This is a genomic window from Pseudopedobacter saltans DSM 12145 (assembly GCF_000190735.1).
Taxonomy (GTDB): Bacteria; Bacteroidota; Bacteroidia; order Sphingobacteriales; family Sphingobacteriaceae; genus Pseudopedobacter; species Pseudopedobacter saltans.
Map to the genome: position 1 here is coordinate 1845737 of NC_015177.1, position 12495 is coordinate 1858231.

Below are 12495 nucleotides of genomic sequence, written 5' to 3' on the forward strand. Positions count from 1 at the left end.
TAAAATTTAAAGTTTACATCTTACTGTTTTCAGTCTTGCAGGCTTTCAGCCGTGCAGTCCTGATTTCGTGCTGTCTTTCTTGCAGGATAGCTATCAGGCTTGCCTGCGGGAATTGCTGATTGCCTGCTTTCCTGCTGTACAGCAGCAATGCTTTCATTCAGGCATCCTATCAGGCGTGATTGCGTTCTTGCATTCGTTCCGTCCGTCATTCTATCCATCACGCAGGCTTGATTGTCTGATAGCAGGCTGTCACGCTTTCCGTCATTCCTGCGCTCTTGGTTTCTTGCATTCCTGCAATCTTGCAGGCAGGATAACCTGCCATCTTGAATGTATGCCGTCTGCTCGTCCTGAAGCACGGGCTGCCTGCCTGCCTGCCTGTCAACATTCAGGGGCAAAGAACTCATCAAATTCAATCGGTTGTATAGCGGTGGCAGTGTTTGGCGTTCAGAGGCAGCATTTGGCACTGTGTCACAGTGCAACGCTATCGTAAACAGGGCTTTACTTTGTATTGTGATTTTTATTAACGGATTTATGCAAAAGTCTTTTGACATATCAGGGGGTAACGGGAACGGCAACGAGCCGTTTTTCCCTGTTACATTCAATCCGTCCCGCAGGGCGGATTTTTGTGTTCACCGGAACACGGCAAGTTGTGTTTTGAGCATCTCGGAATGATTTCCGATGCTCAAAACAACTTGCCCTTTGCAGGGGGCAGAAAACACCTTCCAAAGTCAGGGTTTTGTATGGATTTTAAAATGGATTAGTGATGAACGATAACAACAAAAAGCAATTGAAAAAGACCGGACGTCGCCCCAAAGAAGACCCGGCGACCATCCGCTATACGATTTCCTTTAACGAGCAGGAACACGCCCATTTTCTTGCCCTGTTTGATAAATCAGGTATGCAGGTAAAGGCTCATTTCATAACGTCCTGCATCTTTGACAAGACCATAAAAACCATTCAGATTGACAAGGGAACGGTTGATTTTTATATGCGGCTGACCTCTTTTCACAGCCAGTTCCGCTCCATAGGTGTAAACTATAATCAGATTGTAAAGCTATTGTACAAGAATTTTTCCGAGAAAAAGGCGGCAGCATTCCTGTATAAACTGGAAAAACAGACGGCAGAAATGGCGATGCTTTGTCAAAAAATCATTCAGATAAGCGAGGAGTTTGGAGCCAAACATTTGAAAAAATAACGGTAGAAATGATAGCAAAAATCGGGAGAAGCGCAAATTTATACGGGGCGTTGGCATATAATCAGCTTAAAGTAGAGAATGAAAACGGGCAAATTTTGTTCGCCAATAAGATGATTGAAACCGCAAGCGGTCATTATTCCGTTGCACAATTAGCCCAGTCATTTGCCCCTTACCTGATTGCCAACCGCAATACAGAGAAACATACTCTGCATATTTCACTCAATCCCGACCCGAATGACAAGGTAAGTGATGATAAATTTCGGGAAATGGCAGAAGAATATATGCGGGAGATGGGCTACGGCGAACAGCCCTTTGTCGTATTCAAACATACAGATATTGACCGTAGCCATATTCATATCGTATCGGTTTGCGTGGACGAAGAGGGCAAAAAGATTTCGGACAAATTCGAGAAAATGCGGTCTATGAATGTGTGCCGTGAACTGGAAAGACAACACGGCTTGATACCCGCAACCGATAAAGAACACAAGCAGAACGACAAGATTTTCCGTCCGGTAGATTATCGGGCAGGCGATGTGAAAAGCCAAATCGCTTCGGTTGTCCGCCACCTACCGAATTATTATAAGTTTCAGACTTTGGGCGAATACAATGCCTTGCTTTCCCTGTTTAATGTTACCACCGAAAAAGTGGAGGGCGAATTGCAGGGAAAAATGCGGCAAGGCTTATTATATATTCCTTTAAACGAGAAAGGCGAAAGAGCCGGGCATCCGTTCAAGGCTTCGTTGTTTGGTAAAAATGCAGGGCTTCCGGCTTTGGAACTGCATTTTGCAAAATGCAAAGAGGATTTAAAAGACCACCCAAGTAAGCAGACCCTAAAAGCTGCAATTTCTATTGCTCTGAAATCCACAAATGATGAGCAGGCTTTTAAAAAGCAGTTTAGTGAACAGGGCATTAATGTAGTGGTCCGCCGGAACGATACAGGTCGTATTTATGGTATCACTTTCATAGACCACAATTCAAAGGCGGTTTGGAACGGTTCACGCTTAGCAAAGGAACTTTCTGCCAATACCTTTAATGATTATTGGAACAATAATATCAAACCGGAGATTAAAGAACCTGTCGTACAACTTCCAAAAACATCCACATCAAATGATGCAGATCTTCCTGCGGAAGAACCTCATCATTTGTTCGACTTCCTGAATACTACTGAAAAACACGAAGACGGTTTGATTGAGGCATTTGGCGGTTTGTTACCCGAAGCACAGGGCGATGATTACGAGGAACAGGATTTTGCTAACAAAATGAAGAAGAAAAAAAAAAGAAGACTGTAAGAGGTCAGATTTTGGAATTAAAAATCTGTTTTTAAAAAGATTTATTGAGCTGTCACTTTATAATTCTGAAAGAATTTGAGTTGTATTTAAGTAATTGCTTAAATAAACAAATTGACTATCTTTGTGCTATGGACAATAATTCTTGCATACGACAACAAGCAGACATTAAACAAATAAACCGCTGTAAAGACCGAGTTTCAGAACTCAACGGTTCTTTTGACTATTTATCGAACGGACTTGAATTAGCGGGAAACAATGTAAGACTGAAAATACTCTTTCTACTTTATGAAGAAAAACGACTTTGTGTTTGTGATATAAGTGATATTCTTGGTATGACAATTTCAGCGGTTTCACAACACTTGCGGAAACTCAAAGACAGAAAACTTATTGAAACCGAACGAGAAGCTCAAACTATTTTTCACTCACTGACTAAAGAGTATGAAAAAATGCTGAAACCATTTTTCAAAATACTTGACGAAAACAAAATATTAGAAACAATATGAAAACTGACAAAAAATTAATTGGTGCAGGACTTTTGACTACAATTGCAGCTTCTCTTTGTTGCATCACACCAGTATTGGCTCTTATTGCAGGAACAAGCGGTCTTGCTTCCACTTTTTCTTGGCTTGAACCTTTTCGACCCTATTTTATCGGGTTGACAATTTTGGTTCTTGGTTTTGCTTGGTATCAAAAGTTGAAACCCAAAAAGCAGATAGATTGCAATTGTGAGACAGAAGAAAAACCAAAATTCATTCAGTCAAAAATGTTTTTAGGAATTGTAACAGCATTTGCAATCGTAATGCTTGCCTTTCCATACTACTCAAGCATTTTCTACCCAAAGACAGAAAAGCAAATTATAGCGGTGGACAAATCCAATATTCAAAAAGTAGAATTTACGATTAGCGGAATGACTTGTGCAAGTTGTGGCGAACACGTAAATCACGAAGTAAATAAATTGACAGGAATAATAAGTTCAAACGCCTCATACGAAAAAGGAAACGCAATCGTGGAATTTGACAACTCAAAAACGAATATTTCTGAGGTCGAAAAAGCAATTAACTCAACAGGATATTCTGTAACCGACAAAAAATAAAACCAAATGGAAATCATATTGCAATCAACAATTACTTGCCCCAACTGCGGACACAAGAAAGAAGAAACAATGCCGACAGACGCTTGCCAATATTTCTACGAATGTGAAAAATGCAAACAAGTTCTTAAACCAAAACAAGGAGACTGTTGTGTTTATTGTAGTTACGGAAGTGTTCCTTGTCCACCAATTCAGCAGGACAAAAAATGTTGCTGACGGACAGAAAACAGAAGAGCAACTAAAAGTATTTTTTATTTGGATGCTTCATAAATGTTACGATACAAAAGGATCATAGAAGCTACAACTCTTATCACTTCGCCAAACACTGCCACGCACCGCCATTGACTGCCACATTCTTATAGCCGCTGTGTAGAGCCTTTAAATTCACGCCCGAACATTAAAACTAAAAAAGAATGCAGGGAGAAGACGATTTAAGAGGTTTAGCCAAAATAATGGCTTTTATGCGGGCAGTCAGTATTCTTTTGGTGCTGATGCACCTTTATTGGTTCTGCTACGGGTTCTTTTTAGAACGTGGTTGGACGTTGGAAATAATCAACAAGATGTTAGGCAATTTCGACCGGACGGCGGGCTTGTTTTCACATACCCTATACACTAAAGCATTCGCTTTGGTTTTACTGGCTTTAAGCTGTTTAGGCACAAAAGGAGTAAAGAATGAGAAGATAACCTGGACTAAAATTTATGTGGCTTTGGGCGTTGGTTTTATACTGTTCTTCCTGAACACCCCATTGCTGAAGCTTCCCCCGGCAACAGGCACATTCCTGTATATCCTTACTATCTCATTAGGTTATATCGCTTTGTTGATGGCAGGCGTATGGATGAGCCGATTGCTCCGTACTAACCTGATGGACGATGTTTTTAACAACGAGAACGAGAGCTTCCAACAGGAAACAAAGCTGATGGAAAACGAGTATTCTGTTAACCTACCTACTAAATTTTACTACAAAGGCAAATGGAACAACGGTTGGATTAACATTGTCAATCCATTCAGGGCATCAATCGTGTTGGGTACTCCGGGTTCAGGAAAATCTTATGCCATCGTAAACAACTACATCAAGCAGCAGATAGAAAAAGGCTTTAGTATGTACATCTACGATTTTAAGTTCGACGACCTTTCCACAATCGCTTACAATCATTTGCTGAAGCACAGGGATAAGTACAAAGTTCAGCCGAAATTTTACGTGATAAATTTCGACAACCCACGCAAGAGCCACCGTTGCAACCCTCTCAATCCCGACTTTATGACCGACATTTCAGATGCTTATGAAGCGGCTTATACCATAATGCTAAACCTTAACAGGTCGTGGATACAGAAGCAAGGGGATTTTTTTGTGGAAAGCCCAATTATTCTTTTAGCTGCCATTATTTGGTATCTGAAAATCTATGAAGATGGTAAGTATTGCACGTTTCCACACGCTATTGAATTACTGAATAAAAAGTATTCGGACGTATTTACGATTTTAACCTCATACTCTGATTTGGAAAATTATTTATCGCCCTTTATGGATGCTTGGCAAGGCGGCGCACAAGACCAGTTACAAGGACAAATAGCATCTGCAAAAATTCCGCTATCAAGGATGATTAGCCCGCAACTGTACTGGGTAATGACAGGTGATGATTTTACGCTTGACATAAACAACCCTAAAGAGCCGAAAATTTTGTGCGTTGGTAATAACCCCGACCGTCAAAATATCTATTCCGCAGCATTAGGCTTATACAATTCAAGGATTGTAAAGCTGATTAATAAAAAGGGACAGCTAAAGAGTTCCGTTATTATAGATGAGTTGCCCACAATTTATTTTAGGGGACTGGATAATCTTATCGCAACTGCGAGAAGCAATAAAGTCGCAGTTTGCTTGGGCTTTCAGGATTTCTCGCAATTAACAAGGGATTACGGCGACAAAGAAAGCAAGGTTATACAGAATACCGTCGGTAATATTTTCAGTGGACAGGTGGTTGGCGAAACGGCAAAAAGCCTTTCGGAACGCTTTGGAAAAGTATTACAGAAACGCCAAAGTATGACCATTAACCGTAACGATAAATCTACCTCCATATCAACACAGTTAGACAGCCTTATTCCTGCATCGAAAATTTCTACGCTCACACAAGGTATGTTTGTAGGTTCTGTATCGGATAACTTCGATGAACGTATTGAGCAAAAAATATTTCACGCTGAAATTGTAGTAGATAATGAAACGGTAGCAACAGAAACAAAAGCCTATCAGAAGATACCTCAAATATTATCTTTTGTAAATGAACAAGGCGAGGATAAGATGAAGCAGGAAATCGAAAGCAATTACCGTCAGATAAAAACAGATATTATGAACATTGTTGTCAAAGAAATGGAGCGCATCAAGAATGACCCGAACTTGCAACATTTGATACAAGAGGATAAATAGGCTACCCAGCTCTTACTAAGAGAACCATAACGTTTAGAACATTTGATATAAAACATACAGTTATCGGACAATACACCCTTTAAACTCTTGTTTATAAGCAATAATTCATTTGCCAACGTTTTTATTTTTAAATTTGCTGTTTTAAAAGTATTTGATGTGAGTAAAGTCTTAATAATTGACGACGAAGAAAAAATCAGAACCTTACTTTCCAAAATTATAAGTTTGGAGGGTTTTGACGTGGTGGAGGCTGGTGATATAAAAACCGGCTTAAAAAAACTGGAAATAGCTGATGTCGATGTCGTGATATGCGATGTAAAATTACCGGATGGAAGTGGCGTTGAAGCGACCAAAGATATTAAAGACAAATATCCTGTAACAGAAATAATTTTGCTCACTGCTTATGGTAATATTCCCGATGGCGTTCAGGCAATAAAGAACGGAGCATTTGATTACATTACCAAAGGTGATGACAATAACAAAATTATACCCTTGCTCTACAAGGCAACCGAAAAAGTATCTTTAGCAAAAAGGGTATTACAATTAGAGAGACAGTTAGCCAATAAATATTCATTTGATAACATCATTGGAAAATCCAAAATACTTAATGCTTCTATTGACGCAGCAAAAAAAGTGGCAGGTAGTGAAACGACCGTTTTATTGACTGGAGAAACCGGAACGGGAAAAGAGGTATTTGCACAAGCAATTCACAATGCGAGCAACAGGAGCAAACAGAATTTTGTAGCAGTAAACTGCTCTGCTTTTAGCAAAGACTTGTTAGAAAATGAATTGTTTGGACATAAAGCCGGAGCATTTACAGGAGCAGTAAAAGACAGTAAAGGAATTTTTGAGGAAGCAAACCACGGGACGGTTTTCTTAGATGAAATTGGTGAAATGCCTTTAGATTTACAGGCAAAGCTGTTACGGGTTTTAGAAACAGGAGAATTTCTAAAAGTAGGTGATAGTAAACCAACCAAGGTGAACGTCCGTATTATTGCTGCTACTAATAGAAATTTACAACAAGAAGTAGAGGAAGGACACTTCCGTGAAGATTTGTTTTACCGGATTGCCGTCTTTCAGATTTCACTACCCCCACTCAGAGAACGGGTTATTGATATAGAAGAACTGGCGATATTCTTTCTTCGCACATTTACAAATAAGACGAACAAAAAAATCAATAAGATTTCAAAAAACTATCTCGAAGCACTGAAACAACATTCGTGGAAAGGCAATATCAGAGAACTCAAAAACGTAATTGAGCGTAGCGTAATACTTACAGGTACTACAGAATTAGAAGAAGATAGTCTGCCATTGGAATTACAACGTCTTGGCACTTTAGATAACCGTGAAAAAACACTATCTGCCTTTGAACTTGCAAGCGTAGAAAAAGTTCATATTCAAAAAGTGTTGAACTACACTAATGGCAATAAAACAGAAACATCAAAACTGCTCAATATTGCCTTAACTACTTTATACAGGAAGATTGACGAGTACCATATAAAATAAACCCTTTCAAAACGATAGTCTTTACCCTTTCAAAACGAAAGGGTTTTTTGTTGCCTTACTTTTGTATACGCTCGTTAAATTATTTAAAATCAAATAGTTATAAACAATCTAATTTTAATGGAACAGGAATTGGCATAAGAAGAATGTAAATAAATATTCTTATGACAATGGAACACGAACAAAAAAGCGAATTTGAGAAAATTCAACAATTAGAGGTTGAAGCCCTTGATGCCATCTTTAAGGGGCAAAAGAAAAAAGTTGTGAGCCTGTTTGGCAAAGCCGAGCAATTATTTCAGAAAGGCAGCAGCTACACACGTACAATCATTTCCAATACATTTATTCTTCCCTTATCTCAACTGCTCGAAATGAATTACAGTTGGGGCAAAGAGTATCTCATCTTGTTTCCCAAACAGCTCAAACAAGAGTATTGCAGACAAATCTATTCATCAGGAATTTAATAAATATATAAAAATGGCAATACTATTAATAATCGCAGGTGTAGCACTTTTCGCATTCTTTTTTTTATTAATAAGATTATTTGAAAAGATATGAAATCTAAACAGAAAATCAATGAAGACCGTGCGGCTGTTTATTTAGCTGAACATCATAAAGAAATCAGCAATGAAATAAGGGAACTGTCTGCTCATAAAAACTTCGCTGGTATTCTTCAGGCAGTCGTAAACCTGATTAGATGCTTGCTCGAAAAAGGAGAATTTACCAAAATTACCAGACATATACGATATATCGGATGGATATATCAGAGAGGTAACGACTACATCAGGTATATTATTGAAAATCTATTTGTACGCTCATTTGAAGGCATACGCAGACGGTGTTCTCCAAACCAGTGGCAGCAACTATACACTGAAATTCCAAAACCTTTTCAGGTTGTCTATCTAACGCAAAACAACATCATAATTCAAAAAATAAAAATATGATAGCATTATTCATCATCGCCATTGCAGTATTTTTCTATATGTGCTATGTGCTGATTAAACCAGAAAAATTTTAAAAACAGCATCCATTCAAAAAATTGAGAAATGAGGAAAAAAATAAAAGAGCTGTTTACAATCATCTTCTGGATACTTGTGCTCATATCTTTTATATACCTCCTATATATAAAAATAAACATCCTTTTCTAATTAGAAACAATATGAAAAACTTTAGAAGTGATATCCGAGAAATATGGAGAGTTATCATTGTATTTCTTGTTGTTTTCGGATTTGTGATGCTTTTCGGATGGCTTATTAAACTATTATTTAATTAAAAGATATGAACACAGAAATTTTAGGAATTATAGCGATGTTCGGGGTAACGCTGTTACTGGCAATTCCCCTTGGCAAATACATCGCAAAAGTATATGCAGGTGAAAGAACTTTTCTTGACCCTGTATTTAATCCCATAGAGCGATTGTTCTATAAAGTATCAGGCATAAATCCTGATAATGAAATGAATTGGAAACAGCATTTGGTAGCATTGCTCACCATTAACCTGCTCTGGTTTCTGATGAGTATGGGAATACTGATGAATATGGAGAGCCTGCCCCTAAACCCGGATGGGAACCCCAATCAATCAGCAGATTTAGCGTTCAATACCACCATTTCATTTTTGGTAAACTGTAACCTGCAACACTATTCAGGTGAAACAGGCATCAGTTATTTAGGGCAGATATGGTTGATGTTTCTTCAATTTGTAACTGCGGGCGTAGGTATGGCAGCAGCGGTTGTATTATTCAAAGCATTTAGAGAAAAGTCAACCACCCAATTAGGTAATTTTTACAATTATTTTTTAAAATCCTGTACCCGCATTCTATTACCTATATCATTGATACTGGCTGCTATTTTCGTTTTTGAAGGTATGCCAATGACCTTTGAAGGAAAAGATACCCTAACCAACTTACAGGGTGATACTATTGAAGTAAGCCGTGGACCGGTTGCTGCTTTCGTACCTATCAAACACGTTGGTACAAATGGAGGTGGTTTTTTCGGTGCTAATGGTGCTCACCCATTAGAGAACCCTACCTACCTAACCAATATGGTTGAAATGTTTGGTCAATTTATCATTCCTATGGCAATGGTATTTGCATTTGGCTTTTTTATACGCAGGAAAAAGTTTGCCTGGATGATGTTTGGAGTAATGACTGTAGGATTTCTTTTGTTGGCAATCCCCAATATTAATATGGAAATGAACGGGAACCCTGCCATAACACAGATGGGAATTGACAATTCTTTGGGAGCAATGGAAGGAAAGGAAATCCGCTTGGGTGCAGCAGCGTCCGGCTTCTGGAGCATCGTAACAACTGTTATTTCTACAGGTAGTATCAATTCGATGCACGATAGCTCAATGCCATTATCCGGTATGAACGAATTACTGGCAATGATGATTAATGCCTTTTATGGAGGAGTTGGAGCGGGAATACTCAATTTCCTAATCTTCATCATTTTGGCGGTATTCATCAGCGGATTGATGGTGGGCAGAACACCCGAATTTATGGGTAAGAAAATTGAAGCAAGAGAGATGAAAATAGCAATGATAATTGCTTTGGCACATCCTTTCCTTATTTTGGTCGGAACAGCTTTAGCAGCCGCATTACCACAATATACATCAGCAACATTAGCCAATCCGGGCTTCCACGGTTTCAGTGAGATGCTGTACGAATATACTTCTTCGGCAGCCAACAACGGAAGCGGTTTTGAAGGATTGGGAGATAACACCGTATTCTGGAATATATCCACGGGGATAGTATTGCTGTTGGGTAGATTTCTTCCGATAATTGGTCCTGTTGCTATTGCAGGGTTGCTTGCAGAAAAGAAATTTATACCTGAAAGCTCAGGAACGCTCAAAACCGACACATCTACATTTGGTTTAATGGTGTTTGCAGTTATTGCCATCATTGCGGCATTGGCATTCTTCCCTGCGTTGGCTTTAGGTCCGATTGCCGAATACTTTTCACTTTATTAATCTTTATCAATTCAATAGAAATGAATAATAACATAAATAAATTATTTGAACCTGCATTGGTGAATGAAGCGTTGAAGCAATCATTCTTCAAGCTGCACCCTGCAAAAATGTTCCGCAATCCGGTAATGTTTATGGTGTGGATAGGTACATTGGTTATGGCAGGCGTATGTGTATGGATAGCATTGGGAGAACAAAGTCAAGGCAGTTTTGCCTATAACCTTATCGTTACGATTATATTATTTGCAACGCTATTGTTTGCCAACTTTGCCGAAGCCATTGCCGAAGCCAGAGGAAAAGCACAAGCCGATAGCTTACGTAAAACAAGAGAAGAAACGCCAGCCAAATTAGAAAATGGACAGACCGTCTCTTCATCACAGCTTAAAAAAGGGGATGTCTTTGTTTGTGAAGCAGGAGATATCATCCCCTCTGACGGTGAAATTATAGAGGGTTTGGCAACCATAGATGAAAGCGCCATTACGGGTGAGAGTGCCCCTGTAATCCGAGAAGCAGGAGGCGATAAAAGTAGCGTTACAGGTGGTACAAAAGTACTATCAGACAAAATCAAAGTCAGGGTAACTACCGAAGCAGGCGAAAGCTTTTTAGACAAAATGATTGCTTTGGTGGAAGGGGCAAGCCGTCAGAAAACACCAAATGAAATTGCTTTGACTATTTTGTTGGCAGGTTTTACACTCGTATTTATTATCGTAGTGGTTACACTTAAACCATTTGCAGATTATGCACAAACCCCGATTACCATTGCTGCATTTATATCGCTTTTTGTCTGTTTAATTCCTACCACTATTGGCGGATTATTATCAGCCATCGGTATTGCGGGAATGGACAGAGCTTTGCGGGCAAACGTCATTACCAAAAGTGGTAAAGCGGTTGAAACCGCAGGTGATGTTGATGTACTTTTATTGGACAAAACAGGAACTATTACCATTGGTAACAGAAAAGCAACAAAATTCTATCCTGTAAACGGTGTAGATGAAAAGCACTTTACAAAATCAGTAGTGTTAAGCTCTATGGCAGATGAAACCCCCGAAGGTAAATCTATCATAGAATTGGCAGGTGTTAATCCATTAAGCTATCAGATACAAAATCCTCGTTTCATAAAATTTACGGCAGAAACAAGAAGTTCCGGAATTGATTATGAGAATGTAAAAATCAGAAAAGGAGCTTCGGATGCCATACGGAATTTGGTGGAAAAGGCGGGAAATCTTTTTCCATCAGAAACAGCCGAACAGGTAAAATCCATTTCAAGCAATGGTGGAACACCACTCGTTGTTGCAGAAAATGAAAAAGTATTGGGAGTAATTGAGTTGCAGGACATTATTAAACCCGGGATACAGGAGCGTTTTGAGCGGCTGCGAAAAATGGGTATCAAAACCGTAATGGTTACCGGCGATAATCCATTGACGGCAAAATACATCGCGGAAAAAGCAGGTGTAGATGATTTTATTGCCGAAGCAAAACCGGAAGATAAAATGAACTATATCCGCAATGAGCAATCGCAAGGCAGATTGGTCGCTATGATGGGCGATGGAACCAACGATGCGCCCGCTTTAGCGCAGGCAGACGTAGGCGTAGCTATGAATAGCGGTACTCAGGCAGCTAAAGAAGCAGGCAATATGGTGGATTTGGATAATGACCCCACCAAACTGATTGAAGTAGTGGAAATAGGCAAGCAATTATTAATGACAAGAGGGACATTAACCACTTTTAGCATTGCTAATGACGTGGCAAAATATTTCGCTATTGTACCTGCACTTTTTATTGCTTCTATTCCTGCCTTGCAGGGCTTAAACATTATGAACTTACATTCACCTGAAAGTGCCATCTTATCGGCAGTTATATTCAATGCTATCGTCATCCCATTGTTAATACCGTTGGCATTAAAAGGAGTTGCCTACAAGCCTATCGGAGCGAGTGCCCTGCTTCGTAGAAACCTACTCATCTACGGCTTGGGCGGTATCATTGTCCCTTTTATAGGGATAAAACTCATAGATATTTTGGTTTCAGTATTTATTTAAAAGTCAA

Annotated in this window: 13 protein-coding genes; 12 read left to right on the forward strand and 1 reads right to left on the reverse strand. The window is 39.2% G+C overall.

Features of this window, described 5'->3' with window-relative positions; genetic code table 11:
- Positions 1–29: 29 nt before the first annotated feature.
- Positions 30–551 (reverse strand): hypothetical protein, encoded by a 522-nt coding sequence (locus tag PEDSA_RS07870; protein WP_013632630.1) that lies wholly within the window; start codon positions 549–551, stop codon positions 30–32.
- A gap of 212 nt (positions 552–763) precedes the next feature.
- Between PEDSA_RS07870 and mobA the strand changes: the two genes are divergently transcribed.
- The 12 genes from mobA to kdpB all read left to right on the forward strand — a co-directional run bounded on the left by mobA (position 764) and on the right by kdpB (position 12488).
- Entirely contained in the window at positions 764–1195 is a 432-nt protein-coding gene (gene mobA / locus PEDSA_RS07875) for a conjugal transfer protein MobA (RefSeq protein WP_013632631.1), read from the forward strand.
- A gap of 8 nt (positions 1196–1203) precedes the next feature.
- Positions 1204–2484 (forward strand): conjugal transfer protein MobB, encoded by a 1281-nt coding sequence (mobB, locus tag PEDSA_RS07880; RefSeq protein ID WP_013632632.1) that lies wholly within the window; start codon positions 1204–1206, stop codon positions 2482–2484.
- Between the two features lie 128 nt (positions 2485–2612).
- Positions 2613–2987, forward strand: coding sequence for an ArsR/SmtB family transcription factor (locus tag PEDSA_RS07885; RefSeq protein WP_002978466.1), 375 nt, complete (start codon positions 2613–2615; stop codon positions 2985–2987).
- The gene (gene merTP / locus PEDSA_RS07890) at positions 2984–3577 is read left to right on the forward strand and encodes a mercuric transport protein MerTP (protein ID WP_002978464.1); all 594 of its coding nucleotides are present in this window, start codon (positions 2984–2986) and stop codon (positions 3575–3577) included. Before PEDSA_RS07885 ends, merTP begins: the two co-directional genes overlap by 4 nt.
- 6 nt (positions 3578–3583) lie before the next feature.
- Positions 3584–3790, forward strand: coding sequence for a GDCCVxC domain-containing (seleno)protein (locus PEDSA_RS20500; RefSeq protein WP_002996045.1), 207 nt, complete (start codon positions 3584–3586; stop codon positions 3788–3790).
- A 197-nt stretch (positions 3791–3987) separates the two neighbouring features.
- A complete protein-coding gene (gene mobC, locus PEDSA_RS07900; RefSeq protein WP_013632634.1) occupies positions 3988–5991 on the forward strand; it encodes a conjugal transfer protein MobC in 2004 nt (667 codons plus the stop codon).
- A 156-nt stretch (positions 5992–6147) separates the two neighbouring features.
- Complete coding sequence (locus tag PEDSA_RS07905; protein WP_041537352.1) at positions 6148–7494, forward strand: sigma-54-dependent transcriptional regulator; 1347 nt, start codon at positions 6148–6150, stop codon at positions 7492–7494.
- A gap of 167 nt (positions 7495–7661) precedes the next feature.
- Positions 7662–7952, forward strand: coding sequence for a DUF7674 family protein (locus PEDSA_RS07910; RefSeq protein WP_041537011.1), 291 nt, complete (start codon positions 7662–7664; stop codon positions 7950–7952).
- 90 nt (positions 7953–8042) lie between these two features.
- Positions 8043–8432 (forward strand): DUF7674 family protein, encoded by a 390-nt coding sequence (locus PEDSA_RS07915; RefSeq protein ID WP_013632637.1) that lies wholly within the window; start codon positions 8043–8045, stop codon positions 8430–8432.
- On the forward strand, positions 8429–8506 hold the full coding sequence (locus PEDSA_RS19845; protein ID WP_083811774.1) for a potassium-transporting ATPase subunit F: 78 nt from the start codon (positions 8429–8431) through the stop codon (positions 8504–8506). The genes PEDSA_RS07915 and PEDSA_RS19845 overlap by 4 nt, the downstream gene beginning before the upstream one ends.
- Before the next feature lie 260 nt (positions 8507–8766).
- Complete coding sequence (gene kdpA / locus PEDSA_RS07925; protein WP_013632638.1) at positions 8767–10455, forward strand: potassium-transporting ATPase subunit KdpA; 1689 nt, start codon at positions 8767–8769, stop codon at positions 10453–10455.
- 20 nt (positions 10456–10475) lie between these two features.
- Entirely contained in the window at positions 10476–12488 is a 2013-nt protein-coding gene (gene kdpB / locus PEDSA_RS07930) for a potassium-transporting ATPase subunit KdpB (protein ID WP_013632639.1), read from the forward strand.
- The last annotated feature ends 7 nt before the right edge of the window (positions 12489–12495 follow it).

Bases quoted from the DNA above. Each gene is read 5' to 3' on its own strand.
- PEDSA_RS07870 (WP_013632630.1), bottom strand. From the start codon at position 551: ATGTCAAAAGACTTTTGCATAAATCCGTTAATAAAAATCACAATACAA.
- mobA (WP_013632631.1), top strand. From the start codon at position 764: ATGAACGATAACAACAAAAAGCAATTGAAAAAGACCGGACGTCGCCCC.
- mobB (WP_013632632.1), top strand. From the start codon at position 1,204: ATGATAGCAAAAATCGGGAGAAGCGCAAATTTATACGGGGCGTTGGCA.
- PEDSA_RS07885 (WP_002978466.1), top strand. From the start codon at position 2,613: ATGGACAATAATTCTTGCATACGACAACAAGCAGACATTAAACAAATA.
- merTP (WP_002978464.1), top strand. From the start codon at position 2,984: ATGAAAACTGACAAAAAATTAATTGGTGCAGGACTTTTGACTACAATT.
- PEDSA_RS20500 (WP_002996045.1), top strand. From the start codon at position 3,584: ATGGAAATCATATTGCAATCAACAATTACTTGCCCCAACTGCGGACAC.
- mobC (WP_013632634.1), top strand. From the start codon at position 3,988: ATGCAGGGAGAAGACGATTTAAGAGGTTTAGCCAAAATAATGGCTTTT.
- PEDSA_RS07910 (WP_041537011.1), top strand. From the start codon at position 7,662: ATGGAACACGAACAAAAAAGCGAATTTGAGAAAATTCAACAATTAGAG.
- PEDSA_RS07915 (WP_013632637.1), top strand. From the start codon at position 8,043: ATGAAATCTAAACAGAAAATCAATGAAGACCGTGCGGCTGTTTATTTA.
- PEDSA_RS19845 (WP_083811774.1), top strand. From the start codon at position 8,429: ATGATAGCATTATTCATCATCGCCATTGCAGTATTTTTCTATATGTGC.
- kdpA (WP_013632638.1), top strand. From the start codon at position 8,767: ATGAACACAGAAATTTTAGGAATTATAGCGATGTTCGGGGTAACGCTG.
- kdpB (WP_013632639.1), top strand. From the start codon at position 10,476: ATGAATAATAACATAAATAAATTATTTGAACCTGCATTGGTGAATGAA.